Annotated in this window: 14 protein-coding genes; 9 read left to right on the top strand and 5 right to left on the bottom strand. The window is 45.3% G+C overall.

All coding sequences use genetic code 11. The features are described 5' to 3' along the window. The first annotated feature begins 57 nt into the window (after positions 1-57). A complete protein-coding gene (locus P2G54_RS02555; protein ID WP_275867887.1) occupies positions 58-2,382 on the top strand; it encodes a hypothetical protein in 2,325 nt (774 codons plus the stop codon). Positions 2,383-2,439: 57 nt separating this feature from the next. Here the strand turns inward: P2G54_RS02555 and P2G54_RS02550 are convergent, their stop codons facing one another. Next, on the bottom strand, positions 2,440-3,771 hold the full coding sequence (locus P2G54_RS02550; RefSeq protein ID WP_275867885.1) for an acetylxylan esterase: 1,332 nt from the start codon (positions 3,769-3,771) through the stop codon (positions 2,440-2,442). A gap of 148 nt (positions 3,772-3,919) precedes the next feature. On the opposite strand from P2G54_RS02550, the gene P2G54_RS02545 reads away from it, so the two are divergent. Continuing rightward, positions 3,920-5,989: a prolyl oligopeptidase family serine peptidase gene (locus tag P2G54_RS02545; protein WP_275867883.1), complete on the top strand. Its 2,070-nt coding sequence runs from the start codon at positions 3,920-3,922 to the stop codon at positions 5,987-5,989. Then, positions 5,986-7,065, top strand: a complete 1,080-nt coding sequence (locus P2G54_RS02540) for a serine hydrolase domain-containing protein (protein ID WP_275867881.1) — start codon at positions 5,986-5,988, stop codon at positions 7,063-7,065. Before P2G54_RS02545 ends, P2G54_RS02540 begins: the two co-directional genes overlap by 4 nt. Positions 7,066-7,068: 3 nt before the next feature. Here P2G54_RS02540 and P2G54_RS02535 read toward each other — a convergent pair whose 3' ends face one another. Further along, a complete protein-coding gene (locus tag P2G54_RS02535; protein ID WP_275867879.1) occupies positions 7,069-7,587 on the bottom strand; it encodes an ATP-binding protein in 519 nt (172 codons plus the stop codon). After that, complete coding sequence (gene pnuC, locus P2G54_RS02530; protein WP_275867877.1) at positions 7,574-8,191, bottom strand: nicotinamide riboside transporter PnuC; 618 nt, start codon at positions 8,189-8,191, stop codon at positions 7,574-7,576. Before pnuC ends, P2G54_RS02535 begins: the two co-directional genes overlap by 14 nt. A gap of 188 nt (positions 8,192-8,379) precedes the next feature. Between pnuC and uvrA the strand changes: the two genes are divergently transcribed. From uvrA to P2G54_RS02500, 6 genes are all read left to right on the top strand, one after another. Further along, entirely contained in the window at positions 8,380-11,196 is a 2,817-nt protein-coding gene (uvrA, locus tag P2G54_RS02525) for an excinuclease ABC subunit UvrA (RefSeq protein WP_275867875.1), read from the top strand. A 145-nt stretch (positions 11,197-11,341) separates the two neighbouring features. Further along, entirely contained in the window at positions 11,342-13,873 is a 2,532-nt protein-coding gene (locus P2G54_RS02520; RefSeq protein WP_275867873.1) for a M14 family metallopeptidase, read from the top strand. Between the two features lie 157 nt (positions 13,874-14,030). Beyond that, the gene (locus P2G54_RS02515; RefSeq protein ID WP_275867871.1) at positions 14,031-15,689 is read left to right on the top strand and encodes a carboxylesterase family protein; all 1,659 of its coding nucleotides are present in this window, start codon (positions 14,031-14,033) and stop codon (positions 15,687-15,689) included. A gap of 101 nt (positions 15,690-15,790) precedes the next feature. Further along, positions 15,791-17,452 carry an alpha-glucan family phosphorylase gene (glgP, locus tag P2G54_RS02510; RefSeq protein ID WP_275867869.1) on the top strand — a complete coding sequence of 554 codons (1,662 nt, stop codon included), beginning with the start codon at positions 15,791-15,793 and terminating at the stop codon, positions 17,450-17,452. A gap of 120 nt (positions 17,453-17,572) precedes the next feature. Continuing rightward, positions 17,573-19,363 carry a M14 family metallopeptidase gene (locus P2G54_RS02505; RefSeq protein WP_275867867.1) on the top strand — a complete coding sequence of 597 codons (1,791 nt, stop codon included), beginning with the start codon at positions 17,573-17,575 and terminating at the stop codon, positions 19,361-19,363. A gap of 33 nt (positions 19,364-19,396) precedes the next feature. Continuing rightward, on the top strand, positions 19,397-19,783 hold the full coding sequence (locus P2G54_RS02500) for a VOC family protein (protein ID WP_275867865.1): 387 nt from the start codon (positions 19,397-19,399) through the stop codon (positions 19,781-19,783). A gap of 6 nt (positions 19,784-19,789) precedes the next feature. Here P2G54_RS02500 and P2G54_RS02495 read toward each other — a convergent pair whose 3' ends face one another. Both P2G54_RS02495 and P2G54_RS02490 read right to left on the bottom strand, forming a co-directional pair. Further along, positions 19,790-20,380, bottom strand: coding sequence for a hypothetical protein (locus P2G54_RS02495; RefSeq protein WP_275867862.1), 591 nt, complete (start codon positions 20,378-20,380; stop codon positions 19,790-19,792). Positions 20,381-20,443: 63 nt separating this feature from the next. Then, positions 20,444-21,718: a hypothetical protein gene (locus P2G54_RS02490; RefSeq protein WP_275867860.1), complete on the bottom strand. Its 1,275-nt coding sequence runs from the start codon at positions 21,716-21,718 to the stop codon at positions 20,444-20,446. Positions 21,719-21,728 lie beyond the last annotated feature (10 nt).

Here is a 21,728-nt window from a genome sequence, read left to right as displayed (position 1 = left end):
TTCCAATCCATGCAGGGAAATCATTCCATTTCAGATTAACTAAACCATCTATTAATTATGTCAAAATTCAAAGTGATGGCCTTTTGGCTATCAGTAATATTCGCTGTGGCGAGTTGTATGGAAGAAAACAACGGTCCCGTCAACCCCCTTACAGCCGATGCAGGAGATGCAGCGGAGGGATTTTTAGGGAGTTCTAGCCTTTTGGATGGGAGCAACTCAACCAACTCTACAGGCCAAGGAATGAGTTACGAATGGGAATTACTCCAAAAACCCTCAGGTGCAGAGGTGACCATTTCAGCAACTGATGAAGCGGAGGTAGAATTTGTGGCTTCTGAAACCGGTGATTATGTCTTCCAACTTACCGTTTCTTTCCTAAACTGGGAGGATACAGATCGAGTAACCATCACCATCAATGAAAATCCATTTCCTAACCTGGTAGCTAAAGCAGGAGAAGACAGAGTAACAGAATTGACCCAGTCTATTGCCCTTGACGGCACAAATTCAGTGTTTGAAAATGGACAAGCCACCACTGTTCTTTGGGAAATCATCAGTAAGCCTGATGCCAGCATTGCAAGCCTTCAAAACTCTGAACTGCTCTTGGCTCAATTCAGCCCTGACAAGGTTGGGGACTATACGCTAAAATTGACCTTGACTTCAGGAAGCCAAAAGTCCGAGGATCTGGTGAAAATCACCATCATATCAGGGAGCTCCAATGAGGACCCTCAAATCCTTAATGCAGATATTTTGGAAGACCGGACTCTTACCAATGTTTTTGTATCGGATGCCAACAAACTGGATTACTTAGTGACCAAAGACATTGCGGTTCGAAGTGCAAAACTAACCGTTGAGCCCGGCGTTCGCATCGGATTTGAAGAAGGTGCTGAATTGCTTATTGCAGAAAATGGCTTTCTAAAAGCCTATTCAGCTGACTATGAAAACAATCCCATCGTTTTCCAGGGAAAAACCCCCGGAAAAGGATTCTGGGACGGGATCAAAATTCTTTCTCAAAACCAATTAGAATACCTATCAGGGATTGAAATAAGAGATGCTGGAAAGTTAGGGTATGGTATAAAGTTCGCCGAGGGAGTTTCTATTTTCCTTTCCAACTCAAAAATCCACAACAATGAAGGAATAGGTGTGATCATGGAAATCGGATCCACTATTTCCGAATTCAAAAACAACCAGGTTTTCGACAACAGCACCTCTCCATTGCAAATTCCTGCTCGCATAGTTTCAGATTTGTTCTCTGAAAATCAGTTTCAGAATGGCGCCATACAGGTGACTGAAGGAAAAATTCTTAACGGCCTCCAGAATTATTGGCCAACTTTTGATGTGGAATATGATGTGTTGGATGACTTGGTTATTTACAATGGTTCGACCCTCTCTCTTTCCAATGGTGCCCACCTCAACATGGCAAATGACAAAGCCATTCGGGTCATTGCATCTTCTGCCCTAAGAATTCTTGGAGAAGAAACCGCCCCTGTGGTAATCGAAGGAAAGACCAAGGAAGCAGGCGCCTGGAGAGGCATTTATATTGAGAACTCCAATACGCAATTAAGCAGTATCATTTGGGCTCGGATCAACCACGCTGGGAGCAATCCAATTGCAGGACAGGAAGCAGCTACCATCAAACTGGGCAATAAGGCATTCTTGAAAATGGAAAGAACTGTAATAGATCACGGAGATGGACATGGGATGGAAGCCGTGGCAACTAACCTGCAACTTCAGATGAGTGGAAACATCATCAGAAACCAAGCTGGCCACCCATTGTCTGTTTCTGCGGCTATGGTTGAATATCTAGATTACATGACCGTGATGGACAACAACGGCTTCAACGAGGTGGCAGTGGATGGATTTACTGCTCTGGCCAAAGACGGTGGGGAAATTGTATGGAAAGGTTTTGCCAACCAAACCCCTTATGTAATCAAAGGATTAGGGAAAGACCTTCTGATCCAATCTGGAATGAGAATTAAGGAAGGAGTGACGATCAAAATGCAACCAGGTTCAAGAATTGATGTCCAAAATGCCAACGGACGTTTAGGCTATTTGACAATCGAAGGACAACCGAATATTCCGGTAACTATTAAAGGAACTGAAGAAAGCAGTGGTTCATGGTATGGCATCACATATTCTACAGACAATACTCAAAATTATATTCAGTATGCAGAAATTCTTCATGCCGGAAAAACCATGAGCAACAATTTCTCTGCGGCAATCACTGTGGACAATGTTCCTCAAGGATCCTTGTTGATCCAAAACTCAAAAATCCGCTTTTCTGGGCAACACGGAATCGCGGTAGCCAAGCAATTTGAAAGTTCATTAAGAACCGGAGGATTGACTTTTGAGGGAATTCCTGGTTCACAAATCTACATCTGGGAATAACTCTGAATACTTACAAGTAAGAAAAACCTCTACTTTTAAGCAGAGGTTTTTTTCTTTTTACTCCCAATACCTTTTGGCAAATTCTATGAAATAGGGCCAATTAGGGCCAACCGTGTGTCCTCCTTCATGCTGTCTGAATGCCAAGTCTCCTTCTGCCAAATTCGTTTGAATAGGTGGAAACTCACTCACAGGCAAGGGCTTTTTTCCCATAAGCTCATAAACAGGCCCTGCCAAAACCGCGGCATCAAACATACCTTTTCCATCAATCCACTGTCCCTCCACAGTTGGAGAGCCCACCGAAATAAACATAGGTCTAGGAGCACAGAGTGCAATTAATTCATGGGCATCAATGGGCAGATCATCTTGGTTCAAAGGCCCAGCATATTTGATGAAATTCGGGGTAAACCAATGGTATTCTCCGGAGCCAGCGAGATTTTCTACCTGTTCTCCAAAAACACGTTTCAGCAATTTGGCACCGCCGGCACCTGATGAACCAATTAGCCCAATTGAAAATCTATCGTCATATGCCAAAGTCACCAAGGCAGCTTTCCCATACCGTGACAATCCCTCGATTGCTACTTTTCTTGAATTCACTTTTGGATCTGTGGATAAATAATCCAAGGCCCTACTCGCTCCCCAGGCCCATGCCTTCAGGGTTCCCCAGTCATCCAACTTTCTTGGTTGCCCTTTATTTACCAAACCAATAATACCCGAATTCAATCCTGCGCCATTATCGGCTTGGTAACTGGTAGGAATAAGAATTCCATATCCCCATCCTTGAGCCAACACTTGCTCTTGCCAAGTGGGTCCGGGAGGAGCCGGAGGTCTTTGCACTCCTAAAGGCCAAACCCATCCAAACTCCAAAACCAAAGGAACCGACTTATCCACATTTTTTGGAAGGGCATACTCGAAATCCAAGGAAACCGAAATTGCCGGATAACTTGAGTTATCCACAATTCCTTTCATTTTCTTATAATGAGTAGAGATCCCTCCTATCAGAGTATCTTTTTCCCAGACTATCTCCCATCGGACTCCGGGTATTGTTTTAGGAGTACGACCATACATTTCCCGGTCAAAAAGTTCGAACAGCTCCGATTTTCTCCTATCCCAGTCACTTGGATTTTTAACTCTTGATCCATCTTCAAAAATCAAAGGGTCAGGAACATTCACGAGCCTAACTTTACTTTCATCCGAATTTGCCGCATTCGGTGCCTGAGGATTGCCTGAAGGCCCCGGTCGAAGACTATCAATTCCGAGCCTCTGCATCATCAGGTTATGGTCTTCTTTTGAAAGACGATTGATACTGTCCCTATAGGCTTGGGAAACCTGAGCATATGTCCAGGTATTGAGGAATAAAAAAAGTCCTCCAAAAAAGATAAGTCTTTTCATAGCAGATCACATGTATACGGAAAATTTAAGGATTCCCATCCTAAATCCCTGATCATTTTGACCATTGGCAAGGAATTGTGCCCAAAGCATACAAAAGACCAAATTTCATTCGGGATAATCCTTAACTTAGATTGTATACGGATTGACTATGAAAAAACCTTTGTTGCTTCTCCTTCTCGCTCTTTGCCTACATTTCACCCAGGCTCAAAGTATCGCCGACTACCTAGCCGCACCCTTCCCAACAGACCTGGTTGCCTCCCCCGACGGCAAGAGCATCGCCTGGGTCTTCAATGATGAAGGAGAACGAAATGTTTTCTTTGCAAAAGCGCCTGATTTTAAGGCAAGCCAAATCACCGATTATCAAGGGGATATTGGAGTGGGAATCGCCGACCTGACTTTTTCACCGGACAGCAAGACGCTCCTTTTCGTGAGAGGAAATTCCCGGAACCCTGCAGGAGAGGCAGCAAATCCAGCCCAACTTCAGGAAAACACGGATTTTAAAATCCATAAAATCGACCTCAGTTCCATGGAAAGTAGTTTACTGACCCTTGGTTCAGGCCCCGAGTTTTCTCCAGATGGTTCCTCAGTTGTTTTCAAAATCGGCAAAAACCTCTATATCAAAAACCTCGGCGATTCAAGCAGGGAAAATAAGCAGTTGTTTATTGCAAGGGGTTCGGTTTCTCACTACACTTTTTCCCCAGATGGAAAAAAACTGGCTTTCGTGTCCAACCGGGGAGACCATTCCTATGTGGGACTTTGGGACATGGAGCAGAAGACCTTGACTTATCCCGAGACAAGCCTGGACCATGATTCCTACCCGAGTTGGAGTCCAGATGGGAAAAAGCTGGCCTACTTAAGAGTCCCTAACGTGAACAACAAACTTCCTTTCACTTCGCATAGAGAGGCCAATCCCTGGAGCATCCGTGTTTTGAATGTGGATAACTTACAGGCAAAGGAGGTTTGGAAGGCACCGGCAGGAATTGGCAGTGTGGTTGTAAGAGATCTCCCTGCCGAAAATGAAAGACTTTGGTGGACCCCGAAGGGAGAATTGGTCTTCCCTTGGGAAGGCAATGGCTGGGTCCAATTGTATGCACTGAACCCCGCTACGGGAGAAACCCAACACCTCACACCCGGTCATGGAATTGTGGAAAAAGTGAACACTTCGTACCTCAAGGGGGAATTGCTGCTCACCACCAATATCGGGGATATCGAAAGAAGAAAAATCCTTCGACTGGATCTACAAAACTATTCTTTGGAAGACCTTTCCGAAAAAGGAAAAATCAACTGGGGACCCGTTAGCCTGGAAAATGGTCTTGCCTTTATTTCTGCCTCAGCTACACAACCTGCTTGGCCCCAAATTCGCCAATATGGGAAGCAATCCGCCTTGGCAGAAAATCATTATCCTAAAAGTTATCCACAAAATCTAGTCACTCCAGTTGGGATTGACCTCACAGCAAGCGATGGTTTCAAGACAAGAGCGCAGGTATTCCTTCCTTCCGACCATGACCCATCCAAGAAGTACCCAGCGGTGATTTTTCTTCACGGCGGTAGCCGCAGACAGATGTTATTGGGATTCAATTACTCCCAATACTACAGCAATGCCTACGCCATGCAACAGTATTTTGCCTCTAAGGGCTTTATTGCAGTTTCTCTCAATTACCGAAGCGGAATTGGCTATGGGCTGGAATTCAGAGAGGAAGAAAATTATGGAGCCGGAGGAGCAAGTGAAGTAAGGGACGTAATGGCAGTGGCTGATTACCTAGCCAGCCGTCCCGATGTGGATAAGTCCAAAATAATCCCTTGGGGAGGTAGTTATGGCGGTTTTTTGACGGCACATGCCCTCTCTCAAAGCCCCGGCAAATTTCTGGCCGGAGTGGATATTCACGGGGTTCACAACTGGAACAATGACATCCCGGTATTTGCCTCCTGGTATCAACCCGAAAAATTCCCGGAAATGGCTGAATTGGCTTTCAAATCTTCCCCAATGAGTCATGTGGATAAGTGGAAAGATCCGGTGTTGCTCATACATGGTGATGATGACCGAAATGTTCTTTTTTCTGAAAGTGTGGAACTCGCAGAGGTCCTGCGAAAGCAAGGAGTTCATGTGGAACAATTAGTATTTCCAGATGAGGTCCATTCCTTCTTGTTACACCGCAACTGGGTTTCTGCTTATGAAGCAGCCTTTCAGTTCATTCAAGACCAAATGAATAAAAAATGAAAAAGTTATCCACATTTCTAATTTTCCTACTAGCAGGACTGAATGTTTTTGCCCAAGAAAAAATCCTGGAAGATGCTTTTATCCGCGCTTCCTCGGAAGGCTTCTCCGGTGTAATTTTAGTAGCAGAAGGAGGAGAGATTCTTTTTGAAAAAGCCGCTGGAATGAGAAGTTTTGAAGAACAAATCCCTCTTCAAACTGATGACATCTTTGAGATGGCCTCCATATCCAAGCAGTTCACCGCCATGCTGATTATGCTCTGCCAGGAGAAAGGGTTGTTGCAATTCGATGACCCGGTCTCCAAGTATGTGGACATCCCCTATCAGGGCATCAGCATCAGAAATCTCCTCACCCATACCTCAGGCATACCGGACTATCAAGCCATTATGGATGAGCACTGGGACAAAAACAAGGTGGCCGGAAATCCTGAAATTTTGAATTATCTGAGAAAGTATGCACCCCCCAAGCTTTTTGAACCCGGAGAAAAATACGAATACAGCAATACAGGCTATGTGGTACTTGGAAGCATTGTGGAAAAAGCAGCGGGGGCAGATTTTGTGGAATTGGCCAGGGAATGGATATTTAAACCCTTGGGCATGAAGAATACGGATATCCGAAGTCCTAAGGAAAAGGCCGCAGTCCCAAATTTTGCAGCGGGACATCTGTTGGATGAAACCAATAAATATGTCAATGCCAACCGCTTCCATTCTTCAGATTATACCATCTGGTTGGGAAACCGAAAAGGTCCTGGCCGAGTAAGCAGCAATGCCCAGGATCTGCTGATTTGGGATCAGGCTTTGTATAGCGGACGCCTGCTTCCCAACTCAAAACTGCAGGAGGCTTTTACCCCCTTCAAACTAAATGACGGAACGAGAAGCTATTATGGATTTGGTTGGGAAATTGAGCCGAAAAGTCCCTTTGGAAAAATGGTTATGCACACGGGAAGCAATCCTGGATATAAGACCATCATTGTCCGCTTTATCGAGGAAAACAAAACCATCATCATCCTCAACAACAATGCCCATCCTGACATGATGCGTCTGGTGGAAGCTGCTACCTTATCCCTAGGAAAATGGTAAAAGTTAGCCTTGGATAAATTCCAGGGCTTTTTCTAATCGCTTGGATCGGCCACCACTAACCAGCAAAAATGGAATTTCACTTTCCATGGCAAGTTGTTTATACTTTTCCAAAAAATAGCTTCTCATCTTAGGTTCAGGATGCTCCCTCAAAGGATCCTCCTCCCAAGGGAGATCTATATCTGTTAGTAAAATTCGGGAGTAAGATCTTTTTGCAATTTCTTCCAAAATCCACGACTCTGTCTTCCCATATTTGTGTTCCGACCAAATGTGGATAACTCTCAGATCCGTATCACAAAACAGAAATTCCCTAGCCTGCTTGGCAAGACTATCCTCTGATTCAATTTGCCCCAAAGCCATTGTGGATAAGTCCTCATATTCATAGGGCCTATCCAGATTTTCAAGGTATTCCCTCGCAAATTCCGGCACCCAAGGCTCTCCAAAATGAGCGGCCAAATCAGAAGCCAAAGTGCTTTTGCCCGTGGACTCAGGACCTAGAATCAAAACTCGTTTAGGCGACTTCATACTTTCTAGCTGATTTGATCCAGGCAAATAATCCAATCACGGCCAATATGGTAAAAAAAAGAAACTGGAAAGAGGTCAAAATTAGTCCCTTATAGAAATACAAGGGTACCGACACCAAATCGGTAATGATCCAGCAAATCCAGTTTTCCACTTTCTTTTTTGCCATCAGCCACATCCCCACAAAAGCCGAAGCTGTGGTAAAAGAATCCCAATAAGGGACGTCACTGTCAGTATAATTGGTCAACACGTAGACCAAAACAACATACGAGACAAAAAAGATCAGTAGTGAATAAAACCAACCCTTCGGCTGAAGCCAGGTGACGGGTAAGGTCTTTTGATCTTTTTGGGGATGGCTCCACACATACCATCCATAGATGGACATGGAAAAATAATAGGCATTGATGCCCATGTCGGCATAAAGTTTAAACTGAAAACATATCCACACATAAATCAGAGTAGATATAATCCCGGTAGGATACACCCAAATATGTTCCCGCATGGAATAAAACACAGAGGCAATCCCAAAAAACACGGCCACTGCTTCCAGCCAAGTCATTGCCGCCAGGCCTTCCCTAATCCCTTCCTCGAGAAATTGTAAATCCATACTGCGAAGAAAAGGAAATTTGTTGTCTTTGTCTTCAAGCGGGTTAGTCTTATAAGGCTAATCAAACTGCTAAAACCATCCTCTAATCAGAAAACCCTGATCTTTCATGACCAATATCCTGCGAACATTTCCAACTTCGTCTCTAACTTTTCGAGGACTTCCCCTGTTTCATTTGTAAATTGCCGGCTATGACTTTGAGCACCCTTTCTGCAAAAACAGATCTCGATTCTCTCGACCCTAAGGAATACATCATCATCAAAAACGCCCGGGTCAACAATCTCAAAAACCTGAGCGTAGCCATCCCCAGAAATAAATTTGTGGTGGTCACGGGGCTTTCCGGCTCCGGAAAATCCTCTTTGGCCTTCGACACGCTTTTTGCAGAGGGACAGCGCATGTATGTGGAGAGTTTGAGTTCCTATGCCCGTCAGTTTTTGGGAAGAATGGAAAAACCAGATGTAGAGTACATCAAGGGAGTGGCTCCGGCGATCGCCATTCAGCAAAAAGTCAGCACCAAAAACCCACGTTCGACTGTGGGTACTACCACCGAGATTTACGATTACTTGAAACTTCTTTTTGCACGAATCGGGAAAACCTATTCCCCCATTTCCGGCAAGGAGGTAAAACACCATACGGTCTCTGACATTGTGGACTACATCCTTTCTTTGGAAGAAGGAGAAAAGGTCATGATCTCCTGCCCACTTCAAGTCGCTCGGGGAAGAAAAGTTGAGCAGGAACTGGAAATCCTGCTTCAAAAAGGATATACCCGAATTTTGATTGATGGGGAAGCTTATTTTGTTGAAGACTTACTCTCCGAAAAGAAAATACCCAAAGGCAAGTATGAAGTCCTCATTGACCGCGTTTCGGTTCGTAAGGACGATGAGGACAATCAATTCCGCATTGCAGATTCGGTCCAAACCGCACTTTTCGAAGGCCATGGAGATTGCAAAATCACTGTTCCAGAAAAGGAAACCCGGGAGTTTTCGGATCGATTCGAGTTGGATGGCATGAGCTTCGAACTTCCATCAGTGAACTTTTTCTCCTTCAACAATCCCTACGGAGCCTGTAAGCGCTGCGAAGGTTTTGGAAATGTTTTGGGAATAGATCCGGACCTCGTGATTCCCAACAAAGAGCTTTCCGTTTACGAAGGAGCAATTGCTCCTTGGAGGGGAGAATCCTCCAGATCTTGGTTGGATCCTTTGTTGAAAAAAGGAATTGAGTTTGACTTCCCGATTCACAGGGCCTATGAAGACCTGAGCGAAAAGGAGCAGGAACTGCTCTGGACCGGAAACAAGTATTTCAAAGGTTTGGATGCCTTTTTCAAGGAACTGGAAACCAAAACCCACAAAATCCAGTACCGAGTGATGCTTTCCCGTTTCAGAGGGAGAACGACCTGTCCTGAGTGTAGGGGAACCCGTCTTAGAAAAGATGCCTCCTATGTCAAAATCAACGGGAAGTCCATCACCGATTTGGTACTGATGCCAATCGATGAGGCTTTGGCATTTTTCTCACAGCTGAAACTTGCGGAACACGAGGCCAAAGTTGCCAACCGTTTGCTCAAAGAAATCAGCAGCCGATTGGAATTTATGGATCAGGTGGGTTTGGGTTATTTGACTTTAAACCGACTCACCTCCACCCTTTCCGGTGGGGAATATCAGCGCATCAAACTGGCAACTTCATTAGGTTCGGCTTTGGTGGGGTCCATGTATATTCTGGATGAGCCCAGCATAGGCCTTCATCCACGGGATACGGATCGATTGGTTGGGGTTTTGAAATCCCTCCGGGATTTGGGAAATACCGTGATTGTGGTAGAGCATGAGGAAAAAGTGATGAAAGCCTCCGACCAGATCATTGATATTGGACCGGATGCCGGGGTACATGGAGGGGAATTGCTCTTCCAGGGTAGTATAGAGGAACTGATCACCAGTGCCCAAACCCATACAGCAAGGTATCTGAGGGGAGAGGAAAAGATTTTCAACAAGGAAGGCAACCGCAAATGGAAGGATTCCATCATCGTCAAAGGTGCAAAGGAAAACAATCTGAAAAATCTTACGGTACAGTTCCCTTTGAATACACTGACTGTGGTCACTGGTGTCTCAGGATCTGGCAAATCCACACTGATCAAGAAAGTCCTTTACCCTGCCCTAGGCAAAATGCTGGGAACGGTAATCGATGAAAGCGGCAAATACGAAAAGCTCGAAGGGGATTACAAGCGCATTACGCAGGTGGAATTTGTGGATCAAAATCCAATCGGTAAATCCTCCCGCTCCAATCCGGTGACCTATGTCAAGGCCTATGATGCCATCCGAACTCTTTACTCCGAACAAACGCTTTCCAAACAACGGGGCTACAAGCCTGCCTTTTTCTCCTTCAATGTGGATGGTGGACGCTGCGAAGCCTGCCAAGGGGAAGGGACCATTACTGTGGAAATGCAGTTTATGGCAGATATCCACCTGACCTGTGAATCCTGCAAAGGCAAGCGATTCAAGAATGAGATCCTGGATGTCAAATACAAGGACAAAGACATCTCTGATGTCCTCCATATGACCATCGATGAAGCATTGGAATTCTTTAAGGGAAAAACCCAAATCATCAACCGTCTCTTGCCCTTGCAAGAGGTAGGTTTGGGCTATATCGGCATGGGACAAAGCTCCAACACTCTTTCAGGAGGGGAAGCCCAGCGGGTGAAACTGGCTTCTTTTCTGGGAAAAGGCGGCACAAAATCAGGGGATCATATCCTCTTTATTTTCGACGAACCAACTACGGGGCTACACTTCCATGATATCAGCAAGTTGCTTCAAAGCATCAATGCCCTGATTGACCAGGGTCACTCCGTGATCATCATCGAGCACAACACCGAGGTAATCAAATCTGCCGATTGGGTAATTGACTTGGGTCCTGAAGGAGGAAATAAAGGAGGACATTTGACATTTGCCGGAACCCCAGAGGATTTGGCAAAAGAAGAAGGGAATTATACTGCGAAGTATTTGAGGGAGAGTTTCATTTAACCTCTCCCTTAAAGTCGAGGCAATCCAATATTTTTTACGAATCAGAAGGAAAATCACCAGTCCGACTGAAATACCTCTTTTCCATCTTCGGTTTTTGGGTGCAGGTATTTAATTCTAAATTCGGCTTTCAAAGAAATTTTCCTGTATGAAAAAATCCCTACTCTTTACCCTGATTCTTCTGGCCTTTATTGGCTTTGCCAAGGCACAGATCCAGACTCCGGAGCAGTTTCTCGGTTACAAACCCGGTGACCGCTTTACCCCTCACCATAGAATGTTGGATTACTTTGAGCATGTAGCTGCCCAAAACCCAAATGTAAAACTCATCCAATACGGGGAGACCAATGAAAAGCGCCCCCTGATTATTGCTATTCTTTCCAGTGCGGAAAACATGGCAAATCTGGAACAAATCCGTACCGACAACCTCAAAAGAGCCGGACTGATGGAAGGCACCCCTTCCACCGCTATTCCTATCAACTGGATGTCTTTCAATGTGCACGGAAATGAATCCGTAGGCATGGAAGCCGCCATCTCTGCTTTCCATACCCTTGCCGATCCGAGCAATTCCAAATCCCAGGAATGGCTCAAAAACCAGGTCATCATCATGGACCCTGCCATCAACCCTGATGGCCGTGACCGCTATGCCATGTGGTACAACCAGAAGATGAACACTACCCTGCAGCCGGATCTACAGTCCATGGAGCACAATGAGCCTTGGCCAGGAGGAAGAGCGAACCACTATCTCTTTGACCTCAACAGAGACTGGGCATGGCAGGTACAGGTCGAATCCCAGCAACGCCTGAAAATCTATCAGCAATGGATGCCTCAACTGCATCTGGATTTCCATGAGCAGGGCATCAACAATCCCTTCTACATGGCTCCTGCAGCCGAGCCTTTGCATGAGCAATTGACTGTGTGGCAGCATGAATTCCAGGATATTTTCGGTAAAAACACGGCGAAGTATTTTGACGAAATGGGTCGCTTCTACTTCACCAAAGAGCGTTTCGACCTGCTTTATCCATCTTACGGAGACACCTATCCCATGTACAACGGAGCTATTGGGATGACCATAGAGCAAGGTGGTGGCGGTCAGGCCGGCCGAGGTGGATTCAACGCTGTGGGTGATACGGTTACCCTGAGCTACCGCATCGAGGGTCATTACACCGCAGCCATGTCCGCAGCAGAAGTGACCAGTCAAAATGCTGACAAGCTACTGGAGGAATACGCAAAATTTTACAAAGAAAACGCATCCAACCCCAAGGGAAAGTACAAGAGCTTCGTCATCAAAGGAGACAGCAATCCTGCTCAGGTAGCCAAACTTTTGGAACTATTGGACAAAAACGGCATTCGCTATGGAACGGCTGGAAACAAATCCGGTCTAAAAGGCTATGAGTACCAAAGTGGAAAAGCCGCCTCCTTCGCTACAAGCAATCAAGATATTGTGATCTCTGCCTATCAGCCTAAGTCCGTTTTGGCACAGGTGTTTTTTGAGCCCAACCCACAGCTGAATGACAGCATTACTTATGATATCACCAGTTGGGCACTTCCCTATGCCTACAATTTGAAAGCCTATGCCCTTGAAAGCAGATTGGATCCGGCATCTTCTTATGAAAAACCGGCATTTACTGAAAATGTAGCTGGAAAAACCCCTGTTGCCTACATAGCAAGATGGAACGGAACAAGAGATGCTGCCTTCTTGGCCTCACTTCTTAATCAGGGAATCCGCGTGAAATACCCTGAATTTCCTTTCAAGACCGAAGGAAAAAGCTTCCCGGCTGGAACCTTGCTGATCACCAAGGGAGGTAATGAATACGTAGCTGACTTTGACAAAAAGGTGACTGAGGCAGCCAATAAATTTGGCATAACCCTGGAGACAACCCAAACCGGGTACATGGAGGAAGGAAAAGACTTTGGCTCTCCAAATATCCGAATTATCCAGGCACCGAGGGTTGCACTGGTCGGAGGTGATGGAACCTCCTCCCTAAACTATGGAGAAATCTGGCATTTCTTTGAAACAGATCTAAACTACCCGCTTTCCAACCTGGAAATGGAAAATCTGGGCCGCTATGATCTAAGCAAGTACGATGTATTGATCCTGCCTTCAACCCGAGGTGGCAGCCTCAGCAAAGCAGCACAGGAAAAAGTAATCGCTTGGGTCAAAGCTGGAGGAAAACTGATTGCCATAGACGGGGCTTTGAATTTCTTTGCCAACCAGGAAGGCTTTGCCCTGAAAACCTATGACACGGAAGAGGAGAAAAAAGAAGCTGAAAAAGCTGCAGAAGCCTTGGCAAAAATGGAGCGTCTGGCCCCTTATCAGGAAGGAGAGCGACTAGCAATTGCAGGTGGAGCGGCCGGAGCCATTTATGAGGTGGAAATGGATGAAACCCATCCATTGGGCTATGGAACCGAAGGAAAATTCTTCACGCTGAAAAACAACTCCAGTAAGTTCGCATACCTGACCAATGGAGTAAATGCAGGAAAAATCCTTTCCAATGATTCCTATAGAACCGGATACATCGGCTATAAAATCAAGTCTAAAATGGGTGAATCCATGGCAATCGGCTCTGAAAGACAGGGACGTGGCCATATGGTCTATTTTGTAGACAACCCGATTTTCAGAGGTTTCTGGGAATCCGGAAAACTGGTCTTGAGCAATGCCATATTTATGGTTGGACAATAAATCAAGGCATTGAAAAATTGCCATAGCCGGCTTCCCATCGGGTAGCCGGCTATTTTTTTGCCTTGCAAAACACCATCGGTCAAATTATCCGCTTGATTTTCAATTTCTTTTTCTATTTTTTCCTAATGAAACAATAACCCTTTAAACCAAGACCTCCATGAAAACAAACAGAAGAGATTTTTTCAAAAAAGTTGGGGTAGGCACCCTAGCGGCCACAGTTCCTTTTGCCTCCCATGCTAGCACTAATCCAACAGACTCCAATCAGGCTCCACAGGATCAGTTTCTCCAAATCGGAGATGATATTGCCATAGCCGAAACAAGTTTTGGGAAAATAAGAGGCTATATCCTAAATGGTGTCTATACATTTTTGGGAGTTCCCTATGGAGCAGACACTTCAGGTAAAAACAGGTTCATGGCTCCAAAAAAACCAGAGCCCTGGACCGACGTCAAACCTACCCTTTGGTGGGGAAATACCGCACCCCAAATCATGGACAACCGCTACGCCAATGTCCATTATTCCTTTGCTGACCACTGGAATTATGATGATGTCAGTGAGGACTGCTTAAAACTCAACGTTTGGACTCCCGCTATTGCCAATGGCAAAAAACGCCCGGTGATGGTCTGGCTTCACGGAGGGGGTTTCACCAACGGGAACGGAATCGAGCAAGATGGGTACCATGGGGAGAATTTCTCCAAAAAAGGCGATGTGGTATTTGTGTCCATCAATCATAGATTGGGACCAATAGGATTTACAGACCTTTCTGGAGTAGGAGGCGAAAAATACAAGGATTCCGGAAATGTAGGCATGTTGGACATCATTGCTTCCCTCCAATGGGTAAGGGACAACATTGCCAATTTTGGAGGAGATCCGAACAATGTCACCATTATGGGTCAATCCGGAGGAGGTGCCAAAGTAACCTGCTCCATGGCCATGCCAGCCTCCAAAGGATTGGTTCATAAAGGAGTGGCCCTCAGCGGCAGCATGCTGACAGCCAATGACCAGGATTACAGCCGAACTTTGGGAAAATACGTCATGGAAGCTGCTGGATTGACTCCCGATAGTTTGGACAAACTCCACGAAATGCCATGGAGGGAATATCTGGATGTAGCCAACAAAGCTCTGGACCGAATGAGAAAAGAATTTCCTCAGCCCGGATTCCGGGGTGGTTTTGGACCAGTTGCCGATGGAATTCATATTCCCAAAGGCGAGTTTTTTTCAGAAACCTCTACCCATGCCGAGGAAATGCCATTGATGGTATGTACTACTTTCCACGAATGGAATCCGACCCGAACCAATGCCGAGTTGGAAAAAATCGACTTCGATGGGGTAGTAGAGCAAATCAAGGGAAGGTTCGGAGATCAATCCCAAGCAATTGTAGATGCCTATAGAAAAGATTTTCCAAATGAATCTCCTGCGGATATCTGGGCTATGATCCTCTCCAACCGACAGGGAGCTATCCGTACGGCCAATGCAAAATCACAGCAAGATGCACCGGTTTATCTGGCTTGGTTCGGTTGGGAACCAAACCTGTATGACGGGCGAATGAAGGCATTTCACTGCATAGACATTTGCTTCTGGTTTGACAATACAGACCGCATGTACACCCACACGGGGGGAGGTAGCCGACCTAGGGCTCTTTCTGAAAAGATGTCCTCTTCCCTATTGGCGTTCATGCGGACAGGGAACCCAAATGAAGGTAGTCTTCCCTCTTGGCCGGTGTACAATTCCGACCAAGGAGCTACGATGGTTTTGAACGATAATTGTGAAGTAAAAAACAAACCTGACCAAAATGGGCTAGCAGCATTGCCATCTTAATCAATTTCAACCGGTTGCATAAAAAACAACCGGTTTTTTTCTTCTACTCTTTGTGATGGGGAACGCTTTTGCTATAAATTGGCGTCCTTCAAACCAGAAATATGATTGATTTTAGAAACTTCTGCGTCCCATACGAGACTGCTCCAGAATACTCCAAACGCGTAGCATACTTCTCTATGGAGTTTGCCATACACCAACCTTTGAAAATTTATTCGGGGGGACTGGGATTCCTCTCTGGTTCCCACTTGAGAAGTGCATACGAACTCCGCCAAAATCTTATCGGGATAGGTATATTATGGAAGTACGGATATTATGATCAAAGCCGAAACCAAGATCAAACCCTCAAGCCAGAGTGGTACGAAAAGACCTACAGCTTCCTACAGGATACAGGGATCAAATACCAAATTATCGTCCATGACAACCCTGTTTGGGTAAAAGCTTGGTACTTGGCGCCAGAAACCTTCAACTCGGCTCCACTTTTTTTATTGAGTACCGACTTACCTGAAAACGATTACCTGAGTCAGACCATTACCCACAAACTCTATGACTCTGATACTGCCGCCAAGGTAGCCCAGTGCCTCCTACTGGGAATCGGAGGGGCCAAGCTTTTGGATGAATTGAATTTCAATCCGGATGTATACCACCTCAATGAGGCCCATGCAGTGAGTTCGGTATTCCACCTAATGAAAAAATTCGGAAGCAAGGAAGAAGTAAAGAAAAGGCTGGTTTTCACAACCCATACGCCAGAAGAGGCCGGAAACGAAAAACACGATATGTCTCTGCTCAATAAAATGAGCTTTTTCAACGGCTTTAGCATGGATGAAGTACGACAGCTTACCGGAATGGAAGGGGATGTATTCAATCACAGTTTGGCAGCTCTGAGATTCGCTCGAAAAGCCAATGGAGTATCCAAACTCCACGGGCAGGTAAGTAGGGATATGTGGAGTAAATACTCGGATATTCCTGAGATCACACACATCACCAACGCCCAAAATTTCAAATATTGGGCGGACAAACAACTGTATCGATCCTTGGAAGAAGAGGATGTAGAAAGATTCAAGGATCGCAAGAGGTATCTCAAAAAACGTGCTTTTGAGATTGTGGCAGACCAGACAGGCAAACTCTTCGATCCAGATATACTGACCATAGTCTGGGCAAGAAGGTTTGCCACCTACAAAAGGGCTGATCTTATCACACAAGATCTGAAGCGATTTGATGAGCTGATGAAGAATACCAAACGTCCTGTGCAGATCATCTGGGCTGGAAAACCCTACCCCATGGATTATGGCGCTATTTCCGTATTCAATCACCTGGTCCACCTCAGTAAAAACTATCCCAATGTGGCGGTTTGCGTGGGCTATGAACTCACACTAAGCAAGCGATTGAAGCAAGCTTCGGATATTTGGCTCAATAATCCCAGAGTTCCTAGAGAAGCGTCAGGAACTTCGGGGATGACCGCAGCGATGAATGGAGGTGTCAATTTCTCGACTTTTGACGGTTGGATCTGCGAATTCGCAGATCGTGACGTAAACAGTTTTATCGTCCCTCCCGCCAATTATTCTGCCATGAATATTCAAGAGCAAGACAATTATGACATGAATAAACTATTCGAAGTCTTGGAAAATGAAATTTTGCCCTTGTACTATTCCAATGAGGAGGCTTGGAGAAAATTGGTTCAAAAAGGCATGCGCGACGTAAAAGCCCACTTTGAAAGCAACAGAATGGCCAAGGAATATTACGAGCTCATGTACAATTCAAATTGAGCCATGGAGTCTTCTTCAATAGAATGAAACCTTCCCCAGAGGAACAAAATCACATAAATCAAAAAGCTCAGGTCGGAAAATCCGATCTGAGCTTTTATTTTTCCGTTAAATCCCAATTGTATGAAAATCCGGCTTCTTTTTCTTTTTCTTTTGGCATCCGCCAAGGCCTCCGCACAGGCAGTTCTTCCTCCATTGCTTCCTTGGAATGGCAAATCCGAAAGTCTCATTGCAGACCCATCCAATCCCTGGATTACTCCCGGGGAATTGAGCGACTTAACTGAGTCGCCAGACTATGATGAAACGATGGCCTGGTGTGAAAAACTAGTGGAAGCCACTCCGGTTTTTGCCATGAATCAGATCGGAAAAAGTGAACAGGGCCGGGCTATTCAGATGATTATTGCATCGGCAGACCAGGACTTCACCGCCGCCGAGTTGGCACAATCTCCTAAGCCGCTGATTTTATTCCACGGAGGAATTCACGCCGGTGAGATCGATGGAAAAGACGCCGGCATGATGCTGCTTCGTGATATTGCTTTCGGGGGAAAGCGGGAATTGCTCAATGAAGCCAATCTATTGTTCATTCCTATACTCAATGTAGACGGACATGAGCGGGCCAGTGAGTTTAGCCGTGTCAACCAGCGTGGGCCAAAAATTATGGGATGGAGAACCAACGCTCGAAACCTGAATCTCAACCGGGATTTTACGAAAATAGAAACTGCCGGAGCAAAAGCGGTCATCGAAGTCATCAATGCCTACGACCCGGATTTGTACGTGGATGTGCATGTGACTGACGGGGCCGATTACCAATATGATGTGACCTACGGATATGTAAAAACCGGAGGCTATTCCCCGGCGATCAGCGAATTCCTTTCTCAAATTTTCCAGCCGGAAGTTGATCAGGCTTTGAAAGACTGGGGCCATATCCCCGGTCCTTTGCTCTTTGCAGCCAACAATGAGGATTTTTCAGAAGGCAATGTTGCTTTTTCTTTTAGCCCTAGATTCTCACACACCTATGGGGATATCCGGCATTTACCCTCGATTTTGATCGAAAACCATTCCTTAAAGCCATTTAAGCAAAGAGTCCTGGGAACCTATATCTTCTTGGAGCAGGCAATTTGGACCATAGCAGATCATTTTGGAGAGGTTCAGGAAGCAGTAAAAAAAGACAAAGCTCAAGCCAAGGAATCCCTGACTGTTAAATATGCATTTCGGGATGCTCCGGCCGATACCATGGAGTTTAAGGGCATAGCATCAAGAAAAGAAACATCCACTATTACCGGGAATGACTATGTCATCTGGGAAGGGAAATCCATTACCCAGCAAGTCCCCTCCCTTCTCATGGACAAGCCTGCCTATGATGTCTCCGTGCCCAAAGCCTATTGGATCTCTTCGGAATGGGGGAACCTGATTGACAAACTCAAAACCCATGGCATAGAACTGGAAATCCTTTCTTCTCCAAAGAGCATCACTTTGGAATTTCCAAAAGTGACAACTTATAAAATGGGAACTCAGCCTTATGAGGGAAAAATGAGAGTACAGTCCTTTGAACTGGAAAAGGAAAGCAGGACCATTACCCTTCCGGCCGGATCCGCAAGGATTAAAACGGACCAAGCTTTGGGTGAACTTGCAGTCATTCTGATGGAACCCGAATCAGTAGACAGTTTTTTCCAATGGGGATATTTCAATACTATCTTCAGCCAGACTGAATACATGGAGACCTATATCATGGAGCCGTTGATAGCCCAAATGCTGCAGGAGAACCCTGAATTAAAAAGCAGGTTTGAGGAGAAAAAAGCTACTGATCCGGAATTTGCCAAATCGCCCCGGGCTATGTATCAGTGGTTTTACTCACAGACTCCCTACTTTGACCAAAACTGGAAAGTGATCCCAGTTGGTAGAGAATGGGACTGAGAAGCAAAAGCCTTTACATTTAAAACCACAAAAATGACAATTGAACACCTCGCTATATGGGTAAATGACTTGGAGCGGATAAAGGACTTTTATTGCAACAGTCTGGGCTTTTCCGCAGGTGAAAAATATACCAATGCTAAGAAGGGGTTTAGTTCCTATTTTTTAAGTACTGACTCCGGTAGCCGATTGGAATTGATGCACAGAGCGGATATTCCTATTCATGGCGAAAATAGGGGCAATAGAATCGGCTTGGCGCATTTTGCCCTTTCCTTAGGATCAAAAGAACTGGTGGACGCCTATACCCACCGACTCCGAAAAGAAGGAGTTACCATAATCGGAGAACCCCGAACTACTGGTGACGGGTATTATGAAAGTATCATAGAAGACCCGGAAGGAAATTGGATAGAATTGACAGTATAAGTCCGATCAAGCTTCCTCCAGCACCAAGCCAAATTGCACGCTGATGGCGTTTTGCACTTTTACAGTTCCGAAAAACTTGACGGGAGGGTCAATTTGAAATTCTGAAAAAGTCACGGTTTGTACACCGTTGAGAACGGCTTTGCCGTTTTTGGAAGAGATCAAACCACAGGTAATCGGGAATCTTCTGGAAACACCTGCCAATGTGATCTCCACGTTTCCACTTAGAGTCTCATGGGAAGAGTTGCGGTTTTCACGGACTAGGTCCAAAAAGCGAACGCGGATTTCTGGATGCTCATCACCCTTCACAGTTTGGTAAAAATCTCGGGTCATCAGCTTATTGAAGCAATCAAAATTTCCGGAAGAGAGAACAATTTCCCCGGTCCATTCCACTTGGTTTCTGTCAGGATAAAAAGTCTCCAGTAGATAATCCTGTCCTTGGTAGCTGATGGATTTACATTCAAATTCGTTTACGTTGGTACTCCCAAGGATTTCCACTACACTTTCGGTAGATACTTTCCATCGGGTCACCTCTTTGTCTTTGGCAGGTGCTGCTAGCAACATGCCCAAAGCAAGCCAGATACTGGGAATTGTCAACATGGCCTGAAACGTTTGAAAAGCCGACTCCTTCAGGAGCCGGCTTTGATTTTTAAAATTCTACTCTTAGAAGCTGATAGCAGCTTCAATATTCACACCTTTGAATTCACCGCCGTTGTATTTGCTGTCAGCGGCAAAGCCCTCCTTATATTGCTGGTTCATGTATTCCAACTTGATCAACACGTTGTTAGTCATAAACCAACCACCGCCAATGTTCACACGGTTGATTTTAATATCGTCTCCGTTTTCAACTGAATTTCCTGATACAGTATTGTAACGGCCACCTAGGTAAAACTGCTCGGTAGTTCCGAATCTATAGAGCGCTTCACCAGCCAATTGGGTGAAAGATCCGTTACCCTGATCTTCGGAGTTTCCAACATTTTCGATAATTCCGAAGAACTCCAATCCTTTAAATTTAATAAAAGGGTTGATTTGTATCGCAGTCATTTGCTTAAATCTTGGGTTGAATCTGCCTTCAAAGTCACTGGCTGTACCTTCCAATGCCTGCATTATACCATAGTATCTGGAGCCGCCACGGTCACCACCGTATAGGTAAGTACCGGTAGAAAGCCCATTGTTCATGTACCAAGAACCTGTCAACCTGAATCTGAAATCTTCATTGATCTGCTTGTCAAAGCCAAGTTTACCATAGAAGGACAGTTTGTTGTCAGTAGTTGAATTTACTACCACGCTCTGGTTAAGTTTACCGTTAGTCACACCTACCACTCCGATGAATCCATTGCTCTGAATAGTCACTTCACCAAATGCTTCTGTTGAAAATGAATCCATGATATAGTTACCTACAAATGGGTTGAATAGTACCCTTGCGTTGTCGGATCTTCTGAAGTGAGCATCACCATAGTTGAACTCATCCATACCGACGGTAATGGTGGCAACTTTCATGAATTCCTCCAAGAAGCCCGGCTTGATGAAGTCCAGCTTGTCAATTTGCATGTGACCGCCTTTTACCCAAGCTTCGTTGTGGTGTTTGGCAGAGAGATAAGTTCTCAGATGCAATCTCAATCCATCAGCCAATTGGGTATTGATATTCAAGTTGGCAGTTGGAAGGTTGATATTAGAACCCAGATCCACCAGATTGTTCAATGCATTGGAGTGGTTGATAGACTGGAATTGCAGTGCAAAATCACCCCCTACTACTACTTTTACTTTCTCGAAAGTACCTTTTGCCTCTTTTGGAGTTTCGAATACATTCAGACCTTCTTTGCTGTTTTGTCTAAAATACTGAAGGTCGGTTTCCTGATCCTGGGCAAAAACCGCCCCGGAGGTCAAAGATGCGAGCACAAATGCTCCAGCACTTAACCATGTTAGATGCTTTTTCATAGCTAATTTG

The organism is Algoriphagus sp. CAU 1675 (assembly GCF_029222925.1).
GTDB lineage: Bacteria > Bacteroidota > Bacteroidia > Cytophagales > Cyclobacteriaceae > Algoriphagus.
The sequence above is the reverse complement of the archived record's forward strand: the minus strand, read 5'-3'. Positions and strand labels throughout refer to the sequence as shown.